The organism is Stenotrophomonas sp. TWI273 (assembly GCF_039674765.1).
Classification (GTDB): Bacteria; Pseudomonadota; Gammaproteobacteria; order Xanthomonadales; family Xanthomonadaceae; genus Stenotrophomonas.
Genome location: NZ_JBDJOA010000001.1, coordinates 522,303 through 541,701 on the forward strand (window position 1 = coordinate 522,303; position 19,399 = coordinate 541,701).

A 19,399-nucleotide genomic window follows, 5' to 3' on the forward strand; every position below is an offset into this window, starting at 1 on the left:
GGGGCTGGAGACATCCTGTGAAACTGACCCTGCAGATCGACTCGCTTGCGTTGCTGGCCCCGTTCCGGATCAGCGGTTACGTGTTCGAAAACGCGCCGGTGCTGCGCGTGGAACTGGAAGAGGACGGCCATCGCGGCCGTGGCGAAGCCAGCGGCGTGTACTACTTCAATGACACGCCCGAGCAGATGCTGGCCACGCTGGAACTGCTGCGTGCGCGGATCGAAGCCGGCATCACCCGCGCCGAACTGCAGCAGCTGCTGCCCCGCGGCGGTGCGCGCAACGCGCTGGACTGCGCGCTATGGGATCTGGAAGCAAGCCGCACCGGCAAGCATGCCTGGGCGCTGGCCGGACTCTCACAGACCCGGCCGCTGCTGACCACCTGGACGCTGGGCGCCGATGACCCGGCGACGATGCAGTCGATCGCCACCGGACGCTATGCGCCGGCCAAGGCACTCAAGCTCAAGCTCAGCGGTGACCTGGATATCGACATCGAGCGCGTGCGCGCGGTGCGCAAGGTGCGCCCGGAGGTGTGGATGGGCGTGGACGCCAACCAGGGCTACAGCGTGGATGTGCTCGATGCGCTGATTCCGGTGCTGCTGGAGAACGACATCAAGCTGCTGGAACAGCCCCTGCCGCGCGGTCGCGAAGCCGAGCTCAACGGCTTCGCGCGGCCGCTGCCGTTCGCCGCCGACGAGAGCGTGCAGGACGTTTCAGAGATCGAAGCGCTCGCAGGTCTGTTCGACGTCATCAACATCAAGCTCGACAAGGCCGGCGGCCTCACCGAAAGCCTGGCGATGGTCGGCAAGGCACGCTCGCTGGGCATGCAGGTGATGGTCGGCAACATGATCGGCAGCAGCTGGGCGATGGGACCGGCCTTCATCGTGGGCCAGCATTGCGACGTGGTGGATCTGGATGGCCCGTTGTTCCTGCGCGACGACCGCGTGCCGGGCCTGCGTTACGACGAGGGCCTGGTGCATTGCGAAGATGCCGTGTGGGGCAAGGGAGTGCAGGCATGAGTCTCTGGCGCCCCCTGATCTGCGGCCTGCTGCTGGCCTCCACCGCCGCGTTCTCGCCGCTGCATGCGCAGGCACCCACGCCCGTCGCGACACCCGCCGCACCGGTGGCTGCCGAGACGCCGGACACCCTCACGCCCGCACCGGCTGCCACCGGCACGCTGGATGCGGCCCGTGTCGATACGTTCCTGGATGGCCTGGTGCCCTATCTGATGGCGCAGGGCGATCTCGCCGGCGCCGTGGTCACCGTGGTCGAGAACGGCAAGGTCGTCACCGAGCGTGGCTTTGGTTTCTCCGATGTTGAAAAGCGCACGCCGGTGGATCCCAAGACCACCCTGTTCCGCCCGGGCTCGATCTCCAAGCTGTTCGTCTGGACCGCGGTGATGCAGCTGGTGGAACAGGGCAAGCTGGACCTGGACACCGACATCAACACCTACCTGGACATCAAGGTCCCGGCCAAGGGCGAGCCGATAACGTTGCGCCAGATCATGACCCACACCAGCGGTCTGGAAGAGCGCATGCGCTACCTGATCGTGCTCGGCCCGGACCATCCGGCCAACCGCGACAACTACCTCAAGGAATGGGTGCCCAACCAGATCTCCGCACCGGGCACCACGCCGGCGTATTCCAACTACGCCACCGGCATCGCCTCGTACATCGTCGAGCGGGTCAGCGGCCAGCGCTTCGAGGACTACGCCAGGCAGCACATCCTGCAGCCGCTGGACATGCAGTACGCCAGCTTCGAACAGAAGCTGCCGGCCGAGCTGCTGCCGCATGCCGCCAAGGGCTATCTGCTGGGCTCGGGCAAAAGCTATCCGGCCGAGAAGAACACCGCGCCGGGCGTGGGCGGTCTGTATGCCTCCGGCTCGGCGATGGCACGTTTCATGATGGCCACGCTCAATCATGGTGAGCTCGACGGCCAGCGCATCATGCGCGCCGAGACCAACGCACAGATGCTGACCCCGCAGCCGGCGATCCTGCCGCATCTGCCGCGCATGGCCCTGGGCTGGATGGCCTCGGACACCGGGGGCTACGACACGCGCTCGCACGGCGGCACGATGCTGTTCTTCTACTCGTGGCTGTGGATGATCCCGGAACGCAACATCGGCGTCTTCGTTTCCACCAACAGCGTGGGGCGTGATGCGGCCGGTTCTGCCCTGCGCGCCCAGGTGTGGGAGCGCTTCGTCGAGAATTTCCTGCCGACCCTGCCGATCGAACGCGCCGGCCCGGGCGTGGATGCTGCCACGGCCCGCGAGCACGCCGCTGCGCTGGCCGGGACGAGCTGGCAGAGCACGCGCCGTTCGGACAGTTCGTATCTGCGCATGCTGACGCTGTTCGCACCGATCCGTGTGCACCCGCAGGATGACGGCACCATCACCGTGGATGGCCAGAAGGGCCTCAACGGCCAGCTGCTGCGCTGGCGCGAGGTGTCGCCGTGGTTGTGGCAGCAGGAAAACGGCCGCGGCCTGTTGGAAGTGAAGGTCAAGGACGGCCGGCCGGTGTACTTCTCCGGTGGCCCGTTCGCCTCGGTGTTCGGCTTTGAACCGATTCCGGGCTGGCGTTCGCCGGCGTGGCTGCGCCCGGCGCTGTTCGTCGCGCTGGGGTTGCTGACGCTGTCGGCCGTGCTGCGCATCGGGGGCGTGTTCGTGCGCCGCTACTACCGTGTCGGCGCGCCGGCAGAACGCCGCGGCCTGCGCTGGCTGCAGACGTTGTCGATCACCACGCAGCTGGGCACCGTCGTCGCCTGGGCGCTGTACGTGAAATCGATCGCTGGTCCGGGCGCGATCTCCTCGTACACCAACGGGCCGTTGATCCTGGTGCAGGCGTTGTCCTGGCTCAGCGTTATCGCCGCCCTCGCACTGGTCTGGGTGGCCGTCCGCGCGCCGGCCAGCTGGCCGCGCGTGCGCCGCTACGGTGCCTGGGTGGTCGCACTGGCAGGCGTGGTGGTGGCGTTCGTCGCCATTACCCAGCGCCTGATCAGCACCGGTCTGCAGCTCTGACCTACGGACGCCCTGCCCGATGACCCTCGATGCACCGCGCAAGGCCTGGTTCGGGCAACCGCCAGGCCTGACCATCCTGTTCCTCACCGAGATGTGGGAGAAGTTCTCCTATTACGGCATGCGGGCGCTGCTGGTCTATTACATGACCAAGCAGCTGCTGTTCTCGCAGGAACAGGCCTCGATGGTCTACGGCCTGTACACGGCGCTGGCCTACCTCAGCCCGGTGTTCGGCGGCATGCTCGCCGATCGCTGGCTGGGCAAGCGGCGGGCCGTGATCCTGGGCGGCGCGATCATGGCGTTCGGCCACTTCCTGATGGCCTTCGATGCACTGCTGTATCCGGCATTGCTGGCGATCGTGCTCGGCAACGGGCTGTTCCTGCCGACCTTGCCCGGCCAGGTCGGCGATCTGTACCAGCGCGATGATCCGCGCCGTGGCTCGGCGTTCAATGTGTACTACGTGGGCATCAACCTCGGTGCGTTTCTCGCCCCGCTGATCTGCGGCACGCTGGGTGAGGTGTATGGCTGGCACGTTGGCTTCTCCGCGGCCGGCATCGGCATGCTGCTCGGCCTGGTGATCTACATCACCGGCCGCCGCCATCTGCCGCCGGATCCGCCGCGCAGCGAACGCGCCACGCTGCCCTTCTCCGCCCTGTGGCAGCCAGCCTACCGCCCGCTGCTGCAGGTGATGGCGATGATTGCCGGCTTGATCGTGGTGTTCCGCCTGGCCTACGAGCAGATCGGCAACACCATCGCGATCTGGCTCGATACCGGCGTGGACCGCGTGCTCACCGCCGATTTCACCCTGCCGATGACCTGGTTCTTCTCGCTCAATCCGCTGCTGGTGTTCCTGATCACGCCGATGCTGGTGCAGCACTGGACCCGCCAGGCCCGCAACGGCCGCGAGCCGGCCGCACTGACCAAGATGGCGATCGGTGCTGCGGTGGTCGGCCTGTCCTTTGCCCTGGTGGCGATGCTGGGCGGTGAACCGTCGGCCAAGGTGGGCTGGCTGTGGGCCGTCCTGTTCTTTGCGATCTTCACCTTCGGCGAGCTCTTCATCCTGCCGGTGGGACTGGGCCTGTTCGCACGGCTGGCGCCGGTCGGTTTTGGTGCCACGATCATCGCGTTCTGGTTCCTGGCCTCGTTCGGCGGCAATCTGCTGGCCGGCGCGGTCGGCACGCTGTGGTCAACGCTCTCCAGTGCCGTCTTCTTCTCGCTGATGGCCGGCACCTGCATGCTGGTTGCGGTGCTGATGCTGCGCCTGGAGCGACGTGCCCGACCATTGCTCGCCGGCAATGCTGCACCTGCACCACAGCGTGCCGCCGCGGCCGACGGTGCGGTGACGTCGGGTTGAGCCGGCAGCATTGAGCAGGGCGATCGGCCGCAGCGACGATCGCGGTCGATAGCGACCCGTTTCCCGGCGTACGCCCCTGGGACAGATCAGGCCGCCCGGCAACGCCGTTCGGCACCCGCTGAATTGTTGCAGCGCAATAGTCCGCAATGGGACGATGTTTTCTGATTGCGCTTGACTTATACCTGATCAGGCTAAATATTCCTTGCCTAGGATTTGTAGGGATGTCGAAATGCCCGATCAGTTTCCGTACGACCCCAGCCGCCGGTATGCCCGCGCGCCCGCACTGACCGCGGGCTTCCGCGCCCATCGCGCCGCTGGCCAGCAACACGGCCTTGCACCTGCCAACGCCCGTTACCTGCCGTTTCCTTCCCCCACGCCCCCTCCCCTTACCGACGTGCCAACCCGGCGCGGCTGCGACAGCGCGCGCGTCCCTACCCCTGCACGGCGGTTACCGCCGTGCACGGCCGTCGTTTTTCCTGCCTGACCCCGTTGCTGATTCCGGAGAGCCCGCCACATGCGCAAGCCGATGAAACGTTCGATCCTCGCCTCCACCGTCACCCTGTGCTGCATGGGCCTTGCCACCGCGGCGATGGCCCAGGATGCCGACGCCGATGGCAGCCGCAGCACACCCGATGTGGTGGAGCTTGATCGCGTGGTGGCGACCGCACAGAAGCGCGCCGAGAACGTGATGGAGGTGGCGGCCGGGGTCAGCGTGATCAGCGAAGAACGTCTCGAGGCGTTCGGCGCCACCCGCCTGAACGACTTCGCCGCCTACGTACCGGGCTTCCAGGTCGACAGCGGCGGCGCACCGGGTCAGACCACGATGGCACTGCGCGGTGTCGCGCCCCTCGGCGGTGGCTCGATCATCGGCACCTACATCGATGACACCCCGATCGGCCCGAGCAGCAACAAGCAGCGCGCGACCACCTATGCACTGGATCTGCTGCCGTATGACATCCAGAGCGTGGAAGTGCTGCGCGGCCCGCAGGGCACGCTGTACGGCGCCAGCTCGATGGGCGGCCTGTTCAAGTACGTCACCAAGGCGGCTGATCCGGATGGTTTCGAGTTCCGCGCCGGCATGGACGTCAATGCCACCAAGGAAGCGGGCGACGTGGGCACTGGCGTGCGCACCTCGTTCAACGTGCCGCTGATCGAAGGCAAGCTGGGCCTGCGCGCCAGCCTTTCGCGCCAGGGCACGCCCGGCTATGTGGATCAACCCGACCTCACCGGCGAGGACGCCAAGGACAGCAACGGCTACTACCAGCTGGCCTCCCGCCTGGCGCTGACCTGGCGCATCAGCGACACCGCCAACCTGCGCGTGCAGGCGTTGTCGCAGATCGTGGATGCCGACAACTCCAGTGCGGTGGGCTTGACCTATCCCACGCTGGAGCCGATCCGCGGCCCGCTCGAAGGCATCCTCCAGCGCGCCACGCCGTACCGGATGGAAACCGACTACTACTCGGCGATCCTGGACTGGGATCTGGGCAACGTCGATTTCGTCTCCGCCACCAGCTTCTCCGAAACCCGCATGGACGAAGTGCAGGATTCCACGCTGGTCTATGGCGTGGCCTGGCCGCTGCTGACCCCGTACCCGGCCGGCCAGGCCCAGTTCGATGTCTTCCTCGGCACGCGCAAGTGGACCCAGGAGTTCCGCCTGAACTCCAAGGAGAACGAGCGCTTCGAATGGTTGCTCGGCACCTTCTTCACCGGCGAGAAGAACACCAACCGCCAGCAGGTCAGTGCCTACGATGCGAACGGCGTCCCGCTGCCGTTCAACCCCGGTGCCGCCAGCCTGCCCGGCACCTATGACGAGCAGGCGATCTTCGCCGACGTCACGTATAAGTTCAGCCCACGCTTCGATGTCTCCGCCGGTGTGCGGCACGCGCGCAACCAGCAGGATTTCGAACAGCACAGCACCGGGCTGCTGTACGGCCCGCGGCCGATCGATCTGGCCGACTCCGCCGATGACAGCGTGACCACGTGGAAGCTGGCCTCGCGCTGGCACCTCAACGACAGTTCGATGATCTACGCGCGCTACGCCACCGGCTATCGCCCGGGTGGACCGAACGTATCGACCTCCGGCGTGGTGCCGATGACCAAGGCCGACACGCTGGACAACCTCGAGCTCGGCTTCAAATCGCACTTCTGGGACCGCCGCGCGATGATCGACCTGGCGCTGTTCCGGATCGACTGGGACGACATCCAGGTGCGCGTTTCCGAGAACGGCCTGAGCTGGATGGGCAACGCCGGCAGCGCGCGCAGCCAGGGGGCGGAACTGAGCTTCATGGTCCGCCCGGCCGAGCGCCTGACGATCGGCCTCAATGCCGCCTACATCGATTCGAAGATCGGTGATGTACCGCCGTCCAGCGGACTGGTGTCCGGCAGCCGGATGCCGATGACGCCGCGCCTGAGCTGGTCCAGCACGATCGACTACGACTTCGATGTGAGCGACCAGTGGCAGGGCCGGGTCGGCGCCGGCTACCGGGTCACCGGCGAGCGCGTGGCCGGCGCGTACGACATCGACAGCTACAACGCGCTGGACCTGCATGCCGAGCTGACCAACATGACCTGGACGGTCCGCCTGTACGCCCGCAATGCCACCGACGAGCGTGCCTACGTCTCCACCGGCTCGGTGCGGGACGCGCTCAACCGCTACGTCGCGGTGACCGGCGTGCCGCTGCAGCCCCGCACGATCGGCATGTCGATCGACTATCGCTACTGAGTGCCGTAGCGCCGTGCCCGGTGGCGCGCACGCCGTCGCCGGGCCCACCGTCGGAAGAGACTAAAGGATTATCCTGATTGGGTTGCATATTCTCTGATTAGGACTTATACAGATCCAACCAGGTCTAACAACTGCGAGCCCCTCGTCGTGAATGCCTCCCCTCTCTTCTCTCCGCCGACTACTGGATCCCTCATGAGCGCAACGCCCACCGCAGCCGTACAGGCTCTCGCCGCCCTCCCCCAGCCGTACCTGCTGTTCCTGGGCGATACCACCGAAGCGGGCTTCGCCAAGACCGCGATTGGCCTGCACGACTGGGCGCCGGAAGTGTGCGTGGCCGAGTGGAGCCTGCCCGGCTGCCCGATCACCACCGGCCTGCCGAGCATGACCCCCGCGCAGGCGCGCGCCGCCGGTGCCCGTGCGATGGTGATCGGCGTGGCCAACGGCGGTGGGGTGATTCCCTCGCAGTGGCTGCCGGCGCTGGTGGACGCACTGGAAAACGGCCTGGACCTGGTCAGTGGCATGCACCAGAAGCTGGATGACATTCCGGAACTGGCTGCCGCGGCCGAACGCCACGGACGCGAGCTGATCAACGTGCGCGTGCCGCCGCGCGGCATCCCGGTCGGCAACGGCCGCAAGCGCACCGGCAAGCGCGTGCTGACCGTCGGCACGGACTGCGCGCTGGGCAAGAAGTACACCGCGCTGGCGCTGGCACGCGGCCTGCGTGGACTCGGCGTGGATGCCGACTTCCGTGCCAGCGGCCAGACCGGCATCCTGATCGCCGGCAGCGGCATTCCGATGGACGCGGTGGTCGCCGATTTCTCGGCCGGTGCCGCCGAACTGCTCAGCCCGAATGCGGCCGACAATCACTGGGATGTCATCGAAGGCCAGGGTTCGCTGTTCCATCCCGCCTACGCCGGCGTCAGCCTCGGTCTGCTGCATGGCAGCCAGCCGGATGTGTTCGTGGTCTGCCACCAGCCGGGGCGCAAGCACGTGCTGGGGTATCCGGACTATCCGCTGCCCTCCATCGAAGAGGTGATCGCGTTGACCGTACAGCTGGGACGCCGTACCAATCCTGATATCCGCTGCGTCGGCGTCAGTCTCAACACCCATGGCATGACCGAGGCCGCGGCATCGGCCGCCTGTGCCGAGGTCAGCGCGCGTCTTGGTCTGCCGGTGGCCGACCCGATGCGGCAAGATGGGGAATTCAACCGTTTGCTGGAGGCCTGCATCGCATGAAGATGACATCCCGTACCTTGAGCCTGTGCGTTGCCGCGTTGCTGGGCCTGAGTCCGCTCGCCGCGTTCAGCGCCAGCAAGACCAGCCCGGTGGAAACCGAAGTCGCGCGCCTGGCTACCCTGGTCGACGGCAAGGTGGGTGTCTCGGCGTGGCGCCTGGATGGCAAGGGGGCGCAGGTCCATCTCAATCCCGACGAAGCATTCCCGATGGCCAGCACGTTCAAGGTCGCCGTGGCGGCCGTGATCCTGACCAAGGTCGATGCCGGCGAACTGGCGTTGACCACGATGGTGCCGGTGCCGAAATCGTTCTATGTCGATTCGGAAGTGATCGCCGATCGTTTCATCCACGACGGCGTGAGCCTGTCGGTGCACAACCTGCTGGAGGTCATGCTGACCCAGAGCGACAACACCGCCACCGACGTGCTGGTGGCGCAGGCTGGCGGGCCGGCTGCGGTCACTGCCTGGCTGCGTGCGCAGGGCATTGAAGGCCAGCGCCTGGATCGCAACACCCGGCAGCTGCTCAGCGATATCTTCGGCCTCGGTGACGAGCCGCTGACCAAGGAGCGCGTGGCCGAACTGACCCTCGACCCCGAGGTCGTCAAGCGCACCAAATCCGGCAATGAAGCCTTCGACAAGGATCCGCGCGACACCTCCACGCCGCGGGCGATGTCGACCCTGCTGACCCAGCTGTTCACCGGCAAGGCGCTGAGTCCGGCCAGCACCGAGGTGCTGGTGCAGATCATGGAACGTTGCCGCACCTGCAGTGCACGCCTGCGGGGCAGCCTGCCGCCGGGCACCAAGGTGGCCGACAAGAGCGGCACCGTGGCCGGCACCGTCAACGATGTGGGCGTGGTCACCCTGCCCGATGGCAGCCAGTTCGCGATCTCCGTGTTCGTCAAAGCCAGCAATGCCCCGCGCAGCGAACGTGAGCGTGTGATCGCCGAGATCGCCCGCACCGTGCGTGACTTCTACCTGCTGCAGCCCACGGCCGCCCGCAAGTGACCGCCGCCGCCAGCCGGTTCCAGCGGTATCTGTTGCCCGGTTTGGCGTTCAAGTCGGCCGTGATCGGCGGCGGCTACGCCACCGGCCGTGAGCTGGCGGAGTTTTTCCTGCCCTCGGGCCCCTGGGGCGGCCTGGCGGCGATGGTGTTGTCGATGCTGATCTGGAGCGTGATCTGCATCCTGACGTTCCTGTTGGCACGGGCGATCCGTGCCAACGACTACCGCACCTTCTTCCGGCATCTGCTCGGCCGTGGCTGGTGGACCTTCGAGGTGGCCTACCTGGCGCTGATCGTGGTGGTGCTGGCCGTGTTCGGTGCCGCCGCCGGCGAACTGGCCGCGACCATGTTCGGCTGGCCGCGCATCGTGGGCACCCTGCTGCTGGTGGCGATCATCACCGGCGTGGTGCAGGCCGGCACCAATGCCGTCGAACGTATGTTCAAGCTGATGTCGGCCTTCATGTATCTGGTCTACGCCATTGCCGCGTGCCTGATCCTGTACCGCTTCGGTGGCGGCGCGATGGCACAGCTCTCCAACACCCATGAACTGGGCAAGGACTGGGTGCTCAACGGCGTGACCTACGCCGGCTACAACATGTTCGCGGCGGTCTCGATCCTGCTGGTCGTGCGCCACCTGCTGTGTCGGCGCGATGCGGTGATCGCAGGCGCCCTGGCCGGCCCGCTGGCGATCCTGCCGGCGATCGTGTTCTACGTCTGCATGATCGCGTTCCTGCCGGACATCGCCGACGCGCCGCTGCCGTCGGACCTCATGCTTGGCCAGCTCGGCCTGCCGTGGTTCCAGCTGTTGTTCCGCCTGATGATCATGGTGGCCCTGGTCGAAACCGGCGTCACCCTGATGGCCTCGGTGGACGGCCGCATCAGCGTCAACTGGAAGGAACGCACCGGTACCGCACCGAAGCGCGGGGTCCGCGTGGCGATCATCGTGGCGATCCTGCTGATGGCCGTGTTCATGGCCGATGGCATCGGCCTGGTCGCACTGATCGCAAAGGGCTACCGACTGCTGGCCTACGCCATCCTGGCCACCTACGTGGTGCCGTTGCTGGCCTATTCGGCGTGGCAGATCTGGTCACGCCGCGGGCAGGCCTTCACCGCGCCCGTGGGTGAACTGCCCGATCCGCGCCCCGCGCTGGCCGATGCCATCGGCGCTCATCCGCCACAGGCGAAGACCAGGAACTGATGCAGTGCGCGTGCCGGCGCGGACAGGTCTTCGTCCGGGCGCCAGACCAGGCCGACTTCCATCGGCGGTACCGCATCGGTGAGGGTGCGTACGTCGATCCGGCGCCCCTCCAGCGACCACGGTCGATAGACCATGTCCGACAGGATGCTGACCCCGAAGCCGTAGGCGACCATGCCACGCAGCGCTTCCAGCGACGAGGTGCGGAACACCACGTTGGGTTCGCGCCCGACCGAGCGCCAGTAGCGCATCGCCGACTCCTGCCCTTCGTCGACCATCAGCATGATGTACGGGTACGGCTCGACGTCGGCCGGTCTGATCACCGGCAGCTGCAGCAGCGGATGCGACTCGGCCAGCCACAGCTGGCGGCGCGAGCGGATCAGGACCTGGCGCCGCAGCACATAGGGCTCGGCCATGTTGGAGATGATGCACAGCCCGAAATCGAGCTCACCACTGCTGACGCCCTGTTCGATCGCCGCGCGGTCCATGTCGACCAGGTCCACTTCCACCTGCGGGTAGGAGCGCTTGAAGCGCGCCAGCAGGCTCGGCAGGAAATAGCCCAGCACCGTGTAGGAGGCGCCGATCCTCACCCGGCCCGGCAGCGTGTTGGCCAGGAACATCGGCTCGCTGAGCGCGTCCTGCAACGTATCCAGGATGTGCCGCACATGCTGGTGGAAGCGGTGCCCCTCGGCGGTCAATCCGACCCCGTGCGGCATGCGGTCGAACAGCTTCAGCCCCAGCGAGGTTTCCAGCTGGGCGACCGCGGTGGTGATGACCGACTGGGAGACGTGCAGCTTGCGCGCAGCCTGCGAAAACTGCCCCAACTCGGCCGCTTCGGCAAAGTACCGCAGCTGGCGCAGGGTCATGTTGGCTGGGATTTGCATGCACGGGCTCCCGCAGAATGAGGATATCTGAATAAACAATACCTCATACGCAATTAAACAAATTTACGATAAGCCGCTGTGCCTCTAGACTTCACACCGGGTGCAATGCGCCATGGCCCCAGCCGCCTTGCAAGCGCTGGCCCTTACCCGCTTCGCGACGAGATCCCGCCCGGATGTCGGCGCGCCAACATCGCCATTACCGTTGCCCCCCGCCTGCGGTATGCCTGTAGCTCCATGACCCAAGCCCAGCGAGGCCCCTGACATGTCATCACCCCAGATCCCCGCCACGCGTGAACCGTTGCGTTTGCACGTGCCCGAGCCCAGCGCCCGTCCCGGCGAGGCCACCGACTTTTCCTATCTGAAGCTGAGCCCCGCCGGCGCGGTCGACAAACCGCCCGTGGATGTGAGCGCCAGCCAGACCGCACCGCTGACCGGCCAGCTGATCCGCGTGCTGGATGACAACGGCGACGCCGTGGGCCCGTGGGCCGCCGACATCGACGACACCGTGCTGCTGCGTGCGATGCACGCCATGCTCAAGACGCGCGCCTATGACGCCCGCCTGCTGATCGCCCAGCGCCAGAAGAAGACCTCGTTCTACATCCAGTGTCTGGGTGAGGAAGCGATCGCGGTCGGCCAGACCCTGGCGCTGCGCGATGACGACATGCAGTTTCCGACGTACCGCCAGCAGGGCATCCTGATCACCAAGGAAGTCTCGCTGGTCGACATGATCTGCCAGGTGCTGTCCAACGCGGCCGACCCGCTGAAGGGCCGCCAGCTGCCGATCATGTATTCGTACAAGGACTACGGCTTCTTCTCGATCTCCGGCAACCTGACCACCCAGTACATCCAGGCAGTGGGCTGGGCGATGGCCTCGGCGATCAAGGGCGACACCCGCATCGCCACCGCATGGGTGGGTGATGGCGCGACCGCCGAAGGCGACTTCCACGCCGCGCTGACCTTCGCGCACGTGTACCGCGCGCCGGTCGTGCTCAACGTGGTCAACAACCAGTGGGCGATCTCCACCTTCCAGGCGATTGCCGGCGGTGAGAACACCACCTTCGCCGCGCGCGGCGTGGGCTACGGCATTCCGTCGCTGCGTGTGGACGGCAACGATCTTCTGGCCGTGTACGCCGCCTCGCGCTGGGCCGCCGAACGCGCCCGCAGCAATCTCGGCCCGACCCTGATCGAGTGGGTGACCTACCGCGCCGGGCCGCATTCGACCTCGGATGATCCGTCCAAGTACCGCCCCGCCGATGATGCCCAGCAGTTCCCGCTCGGCGATCCGATCGACCGCCTGAAGCAGCACCTGATCAAGCGCGGCCTGTGGAGCGAGCAGCAGCACGACGAACTGCGCACCGAACTGGATGCCGAGATCCTGCGTGCCCTCAAGGAAGCCGAGACCCACGGGTTGCTCGGCAGCGACAACCGTCCCGGCGCGGCCCTCATGTTCGAAGACGTCTACAAGGACATGCCCGAACACCTCCGTCGCCAGCGTCAGCAGTTGGGAGTCTGAACACATGAGCGGGATTGAACAGAACAACACCGGCGGTACGCCGATGACCATGATCCAGGCGCTGCGCTCGGCGATGGACGTGATGCTGGAACGCGACGACAACGTGGTGGTCTTCGGCCAGGACGTGGGCTACTTCGGCGGCGTGTTCCGCTGCACCGACGGCCTGCAGACCAAGTACGGCAAGCAGCGCGTGTTCGATGCGCCGATTTCCGAGAACGGCATCGCCGGCGCGGCGATCGGCATGGCCGCCTACGGCCTGCGCCCGGTCGCCGAAATCCAGTTCGCCGATTACATCTACCCGGCCTACGACCAGATCGTGTCCGAAGCGGCGCGCATGCGCTATCGCTCCGGCGGCAGCTTCACCTCCTCGCTGGTGTTCCGCACCCCGTGCGGCGGTGGCATCTACGGTGGCCAGACCCACAGCCAGAGCCCGGAAGCGATCTTCGCCCACGCCACCGGCCTGCGCACGGTCATGCCGTCCAACCCGTACGACGCCAAGGGCCTGCTGATCGCCTCGATCGAGAACGACGATCCGGTGATCTTCCTGGAGCCCAAGCGCCTGTACAACGGCCCGTTCGACGGTCACCACGACCGCCCGGTCACCGCGTGGTCCAAGTACCCGGACAACCTGGTGCCGGAGGGCTACTACAACGTGCCGCTGGACAAGGCCGCCATCGCCCGCGAAGGCAAGGCACTGACGATCATCACCTACGGCACCACCGTGTGGGTGGCCAAGGCCGCCGCTGAAGATGCCGGGATCGATGCTGAAGTGATCGACCTGCGCAGCCTGTGGCCGCTGGACCTGGACGCCATCGTCAATTCGGTCAAGAAGACCGGCCGCTGCATCGTGCTGCACGAAGCCACCCGCACCTGCGGCTTCGGCGCCGAGCTGGTCGCGCTGGTGCAGGAGCACTGCTTCTACCATCTGCAGGCCCCGGTGGAACGCGTTACCGGCTGGGACACCCCGTATCCGCACGCGCAGGAATGGGACTACTTCCCGGGTCCGTCCCGGGTCATCGATGCAATGCAGCGCGTGCTGGAGGACTGAACCATGGGACATCACGTCATCAAGATGCCGGACATCGGTGAAGGTATCGCCGAAGTCGAACTGATCACCTGGAAGGTCGAGGTCGGCGGCCCGGTCGCCGAAGACCAGGTCGTGGCCGAGGTCATGACCGACAAGGCCATGGTCGAGATCCCCTCGCCGGTGTCAGGCACCGTGGTCTCGCTGGGCGGCACGCCCGGCCAGATGATGGCCGTCGGCAGCGAGCTGATCCGCCTGGAAGTGGAAGGCGCCGGCAATGCCAGTGCTGCCAGTGCACCGGCTGCTGCCGCGCCGGCCGAACCGGTTGCTGCGCCCAAGGCGGCTGCACCGGCCGCTGCACCTGCCACCGCCGCCGAGGCCGCACCGGCTGCGACGCCGGCCAAGGCCGCCGCTGCCTCCGCACCTGCCTGCGCCGCCAAGCAGGACGCGCGTGGCGCGGTCACCAACGGCGTGCTCAACGCCGGTGAAGCCCCGCTGGCCTCGCCGGCCGTGCGTCGCCGCGCCTGGGACCTGGGCATCGAGCTGCGCTACGTGCCGGCCACCGGCCCGGGCGGCCGCATCCTGCAGGCCGATCTGGATGCCTACGCCGCCGCCGGTGGCAAGGCGCAGCCGGTCGGTGGCAGTGCCGGCGGCAGCAGCTACGCGCGCCGCACCGGCGAGCAGCAGGTGCCGATCATCGGCCTGCGCCGCAAGATCGCGCAGAAGATGCAGCAGTCCTGGACGACCATTCCGCACATCACCTATGTGGAAGAAATCGACGTCACGGAAGTGGAAGCCCTGCGTGCCAAGCTCAACGAACGTTGGGCCAAGGAGCGCGGCAAGCTGACCCTGCTGCCGCTGCTGGCACGCGCCGTGGTGCTGGCCGCACGCGACTTCCCGCAGATGAACGCCCGCTTTGATGACCAGGCCAACATCGTGACCCGCTATGAGGGCGTGCAGCTGGGTATCGCGACCCAGAGCGAGGTCGGCCTGTCGGTGCCGGTGGTCGCGCATGCCGAGTCGCTGGATCTGTGGCAGACCGCCACCGAGATCGCGCGCCTGGCCAATGCCGTGCGCGTGGGCAAGGCGACCCGTGAGGAGCTGTCCGGCTCGACCATCACCATCAGCAGCCTCGGTGCGGTGGGCGGTGTGGTGTCGACCCCGATCATCAACCATCCGGAAGTGGCGATCGTCGGTGTGAACCGCATCATTGAACGCCCGATGTTCCGCGAGGGCCAGGTGGTGGCGCGCAAGCTGATGAATCTGTCGTCCTCGTTCGACCATCGCATCGTCGATGGCATGGATGCGGCCGAGTTCGTGCAGGCGATCCGTACGCGCCTGGAAACCCCGGCCCTGCTGTTCGTGGAGTAAGCGATGTCCAATACCCTTCAAACCCAGTTGCTGATCATCGGCGGCGGCCCCGGCGGTTACATCGCCGGCATCCGCGCCGGCCAGCTCGGCGTCAAGACCGTCGTGGTCGAGGGCGTCAATCCGGGTGGCACCTGCCTCAACATCGGCTGCATTCCCTCCAAGGCGCTGATCCATGCCGCCGAGGAGTTCGCCAAGGTCACCGCCTATGCGGCAGGTACCTCGCCGCTGGGCATCAGCGTGCAGGCGCCGTCGCTGGACCTGGCCAAGACCGTCGCGTGGAAGGCCGGCATCGTCAAGAAGCTGACCGGCGGCGTCAGCGCACTGCTGAAGAAGAACGGCGCGCAGCTGATCAAGGGCTGGGCCATGATCGTCGACGGCAAGACCGTCGAGATCGCCGGTGCCGCCGAAGACGGCGGCACGCTGCGCATCACCTGCGAGCACCTGCTGCTGGCCACCGGCTCGGTGCCGGTGGAACTGCCGTTCCTGCCGTTCGGCGGCAAGGTCATCTCCTCCACCGAAGCCCTCTCGCCGACCTCACTGCCCAAGCAGCTGATCGTCGTCGGTGGCGGTTACATCGGCCTGGAGCTGGGCACGGTGTATCGCAAGCTGGGCTGCGAAGTGACGGTGGTCGAGGCCCAGGAACGCATCCTGCCGGCCTACGATGCCGAGCTGACCAAGCCGGTCGCCACGCACCTGGAGAAGTCCGGCGTGAAGCTGCTGACCGGCCACAGCGTGCTTGGCCTGGCCGACAACGGCCAGCTGCGCGTGCGCGACAAGGACGGTAACGAAATCGCGCTGGACGCCGACCAGATCCTGGTTGCGGTCGGCCGTCGCCCGAAGACCGACGGCTTCAATCTGGAATCGCTGCAGCTGGATCTGACCGGCAAGGCGATCAAGATCGACGACCAGTGCAAGACCTCGATGCGCAACGTGTGGGCCATCGGCGATGTCGCCGGCGAGCCGATGCTCGCGCACCGGGCGATGGCGCAGGGCGAACTGGTGGCCGAGATCGTCAGCGGCAGGAAGCGCCACTTCGTGCCGGCCGCGATTCCGGCGGTGTGCTTCACTGATCCGGAAATCGTGGTGGTCGGGCTGTCGCCGGACGAGGCCAAGGCACAGGGCATCGAGACCAAGGTCGCGCTGTTCCCGTTCGCGGCCAATGGCCGTGCGATGTCGCTGGAATCCACCGATGGCTTCGTGCGCGTGGTCGCACGCAGCAGCGACCACCGCATCCTCGGCTGGCAGGCCGTGGGCGTGCAGGTCTCGGAACTGTCGGTCGCCTTCGTGCAGTCCATCGAGATGGGCGCCACGCTGGAAGACATCGCCGGCACGATCCATCCGCACCCGACCCTGGGTGAGGCGGTGCAGGAAGCGGCGCTGCGTGCGTTGGGGCATGCGTTGCATATCTGAGGCAGGTCTGTAGGTCCGAGCCATGCTCGGACGCTTTGCAGCACCAAAACAAACGGCCCGCACTGCGGGCCGTTTGTTTGCATCGGTTCTGGTAGATCGCAACGGGCAGCAGTGGAGGCTGGCCGTGACGGAGGGGCCACACGCCCTCCATCCCGTCGGGCGTCAGCGCCCACCCTGGTGCGCGCCGCCCTCCCGGCTCACGCGCGTCGCGCCCAGAATCCAGGTCATGTCCGAGGTCGACCACGGCACGATGTGCGCAGACCGCGCAGGCAATGGCGCCGCATCCTTGGGCCAGCCATCGATCCCGGCTGCGGCCTGCACCTCGACCGGGCCACTGTCTGCCGGCCAGCGCAGCTCGATCCCGTCCGGGCCCGGCGCCTGCCAACGCAGTCGTGACCAGCGACCTGCCTCGTCCAGCAGGGGCGCGTCCTCGCCCTGCAGCTGCACATTGCGCACGACTGCCCCGCTCTTGAGCCGTACACGGAGTTCGCGCGTGCCTGCTGGTGCCAGCACGCGCAATATCGCCTGGCCCGTATCGGCATCGTAGGAGCGCTCGAAACGCACCGGCCCTGGCACCGCAATGGCGTCCGCCGTCGTTGCCCAGACAGATGTCAGATCCATCGCAGGAATCGGCAGGCGGGCAGGTTCAGCCTGCGCGCCGCCCAACGCACGCCGGCTCCAGTCAGACAGCTGCGGCAGTGAACTGACGCGGTGGTAGTGCTGGTTGTCTGGGTCCGCAACGAACAGCACCTGGGACAGCTCGGGGTAGCGCGTGCGGTCCGCCTCGGTGAATGACGCGGCGGCCAGTACACCCGCAGCCGCCAGCAGCGTCACGAGCGCAGCGATCGCGAACCCGCGTCCACCCTCGGCTATACGTACCCACGGCAGCAGCAATACGGCCAGCCACGCGAACGGCAACGCCAGCACCTCCGGCGTGCCGAAGCCGATCGCCTCGAACAGCTGCAGGGCAAAGTGGAAGACGTGCGCCAGAGCAAACGCGGTGATCACTGCCGCGGCAAGGACACGCAATGCGGACAGCGGCGCATGCGCCGGCAGCAGCCAGACCACCGCGGCCACCGCCAGCAGCGGCCACAGCAGCAACGGTGCCAGCTCCGGCGCCAGCACCTGCACGACCGCGCCGATGATCCAGGCCACCAGCAAGGCGCCCAGCCGCACGCTTTCACCGCGTGCAGCGGTTCCCGCGCTTGTCCAGGCCAGCAGCGCAACCAGCACGCCCAGCACCAGCCCGATCACATCGAACCCACCCCGCAGTGAGGCGCACGCACCGGCCAGCAGCGCGAGTGCGGCAGCCGGTTTGCGCGCGGCCCGGCAGGCCAGCAATGCACCCAACGCCACCACCACCCCGATGGACAACAGCCCCTCGCCCGCCGCCAGCGTCGAGAATGCCGCCAGCAGGTCGCGATTGTTCACCAGCGTGGCATCGCCACCGCCCAGCAGCCGGTACGACACACGCACCGCAAGCGCGACCGACAGCAGCGCCAGCGGCCACCACGCCACACCACTGACCACGCCGCGCCATCCGCCCAGGTTGAACGTGGCACGCCGTGCGACCACGACAAGGACCAGCAGCCCAAACGCCAGCACGCACCAGCCTGACCACACCGGCACGCTGATCATCCAGCCACCAGGAAGATCGCTGTAGATCGCATCCTGGGTGGAGGTCGGCAGTGTCGCCGAGGTCGCCAGCCGGCGCACCAGCGGCAGCACCTGCGCGCCCATGTGCTGCACGCTGCCCGGGTCGAGATTGGCCACGCTCGCGGTGGCGGCGTGGTAGTCGATCTGGCTGCCGATGATCGCGAAGTTGAGGCCGGGAATACCTTTCTGCGCCGGCACCGTGAAGTCGGTGCCGTTGGGCATGTAGCGGTAGACGAAACCGGTCAGCGAATTGCCCAGCGGCTGCGGCGCGAGTTTGGCGAACGTGCCCAGCAGCGCCGCGTTGCCCGGCCCGGTTTCGAACAGCACCGCACGGCCACTGCTGCCGCGGGCTTCCAGATTGACGACCGTGCCGATACGCGACGACAGCGGATGCGAGGCGAAGAACGCACGCGCGCCAAGCAGGCCGGCCTCCTCCGCATCGGTGAACAGGAAGACCACGTCACGCTGCCGCAGATCGTTCTGCAGCGCACGCGAGATCTCCAGCATCACCGCCACGCCGAGGCCATCGTCGGCTGCGCCGGGCGAATGGGGAACGGTATCGTAGTGCGCCATCAGCAGCACCGCCGGCAGGCTGCGATCGCGGCCCGGCAGCACCGCAACCACGTTCTCGACATTGGCGGCGCGCACACCACGTCCGTCGCCCGAACCGTACTCGGCGGCTGCCTGGCCACGCTGCACGGATACCTGGAGTCCGGCCTGCTGCAGGTGGTTCACCAATTGGTCGCGAACCCTTGCCGCAGCCGCTGAGCCGGTGGGATGCGGCTCGGCCGCGATCCAGCTCAAGTGCTGCATCGCACGTGCGGCCGAGAACTCGGTGGTGGCGATGGTGGCTGGCTTTGGCGGCGGGGTTTTCTGCGCGCTCCAGGCGGACCAGGCGGCGATGACGATGCTGAGGAGCAGCAGTGGCAGCGTGTAGCGTGCGACGCCGCGGGATGACCGGAGCGCGCTCATGCGCGCACCCTGTGGTCTAGGTCATTCGCCAGGCTGCAGAGGCGCGGGATAAGGAG

The 19,399-nt window shown here is 67.1% G+C and carries 13 protein-coding genes; 11 read left to right on the forward strand and 2 right to left on the reverse strand.

Annotated elements, in window-relative coordinates; all coding sequences use genetic code 11:
- Positions 1–17 precede the first annotated feature (17 nt).
- The 7 genes from ABE571_RS02180 to ABE571_RS02210 all read left to right on the forward strand — a co-directional run bounded on the left by ABE571_RS02180 (position 18) and on the right by ABE571_RS02210 (position 10,516).
- Positions 18–1,016 carry a dipeptide epimerase gene (locus tag ABE571_RS02180; protein WP_346481308.1) on the forward strand — a complete coding sequence of 333 codons (999 nt, stop codon included), beginning with the start codon at positions 18–20 and terminating at the stop codon, positions 1,014–1,016.
- Positions 1,013–3,013, forward strand: a complete 2,001-nt coding sequence (locus ABE571_RS02185; protein WP_346493100.1) for a serine hydrolase domain-containing protein — start codon at positions 1,013–1,015, stop codon at positions 3,011–3,013. Before ABE571_RS02180 ends, ABE571_RS02185 begins: the two co-directional genes overlap by 4 nt.
- A gap of 19 nt (positions 3,014–3,032) precedes the next feature.
- The gene (locus tag ABE571_RS02190; RefSeq protein WP_313212691.1) at positions 3,033–4,364 is read left to right on the forward strand and encodes a peptide MFS transporter; all 1,332 of its coding nucleotides are present in this window, start codon (positions 3,033–3,035) and stop codon (positions 4,362–4,364) included.
- 514 nt (positions 4,365–4,878) lie between these two features.
- Entirely contained in the window at positions 4,879–7,086 is a 2,208-nt protein-coding gene (locus ABE571_RS02195) for a TonB-dependent receptor (RefSeq protein WP_346463096.1), read from the forward strand.
- Between the two features lie 192 nt (positions 7,087–7,278).
- Positions 7,279–8,322, forward strand: a complete 1,044-nt coding sequence (locus ABE571_RS02200) for a DUF1611 domain-containing protein (RefSeq protein WP_313212689.1) — start codon at positions 7,279–7,281, stop codon at positions 8,320–8,322.
- Positions 8,319–9,323, forward strand: coding sequence for a class A beta-lactamase (bla, locus tag ABE571_RS02205; protein WP_313212688.1), 1,005 nt, complete (start codon positions 8,319–8,321; stop codon positions 9,321–9,323). Before ABE571_RS02200 ends, bla begins: the two co-directional genes overlap by 4 nt.
- Complete coding sequence (locus tag ABE571_RS02210) at positions 9,320–10,516, forward strand: hypothetical protein (protein WP_313212687.1); 1,197 nt, start codon at positions 9,320–9,322, stop codon at positions 10,514–10,516. Before bla ends, ABE571_RS02210 begins: the two co-directional genes overlap by 4 nt.
- Here ABE571_RS02210 and ABE571_RS02215 read toward each other — a convergent pair.
- Complete coding sequence (locus ABE571_RS02215) at positions 10,486–11,397, reverse strand: LysR substrate-binding domain-containing protein (protein ID WP_346493101.1); 912 nt, start codon at positions 11,395–11,397, stop codon at positions 10,486–10,488. The two genes, ABE571_RS02210 and ABE571_RS02215, sit on opposite strands and share 31 nt — an antisense overlap.
- Before the next feature lie 262 nt (positions 11,398–11,659).
- On the opposite strand from ABE571_RS02215, the gene ABE571_RS02220 reads away from it, so the two are divergent.
- The 4 genes from ABE571_RS02220 to lpdA are packed head-to-tail and all read left to right on the forward strand — an operon-like array spanning position 11,660 to position 16,715.
- The gene (locus ABE571_RS02220) at positions 11,660–12,910 is read left to right on the forward strand and encodes a 3-methyl-2-oxobutanoate dehydrogenase (2-methylpropanoyl-transferring) subunit alpha (RefSeq protein ID WP_346493102.1); all 1,251 of its coding nucleotides are present in this window, start codon (positions 11,660–11,662) and stop codon (positions 12,908–12,910) included.
- Positions 12,911–12,914: 4 nt separating this feature from the next.
- Positions 12,915–13,958: an alpha-ketoacid dehydrogenase subunit beta gene (locus tag ABE571_RS02225; RefSeq protein ID WP_070427218.1), complete on the forward strand. Its 1,044-nt coding sequence runs from the start codon at positions 12,915–12,917 to the stop codon at positions 13,956–13,958.
- Between the two features lie 3 nt (positions 13,959–13,961).
- Positions 13,962–15,305: a dihydrolipoamide acetyltransferase family protein gene (locus ABE571_RS02230; RefSeq protein ID WP_070427217.1), complete on the forward strand. Its 1,344-nt coding sequence runs from the start codon at positions 13,962–13,964 to the stop codon at positions 15,303–15,305.
- A gap of 3 nt (positions 15,306–15,308) precedes the next feature.
- A complete protein-coding gene (gene lpdA / locus ABE571_RS02235; RefSeq protein WP_346493103.1) occupies positions 15,309–16,715 on the forward strand; it encodes a dihydrolipoyl dehydrogenase in 1,407 nt (468 codons plus the stop codon).
- Between the two features lie 162 nt (positions 16,716–16,877).
- Here lpdA and ABE571_RS02240 read toward each other — a convergent pair whose 3' ends face one another.
- Positions 16,878–19,343, reverse strand: coding sequence for a M20/M25/M40 family metallo-hydrolase (locus ABE571_RS02240; RefSeq protein WP_346493104.1), 2,466 nt, complete (start codon positions 19,341–19,343; stop codon positions 16,878–16,880).
- Between the last annotated feature and the right edge of the window lie 56 nt (positions 19,344–19,399).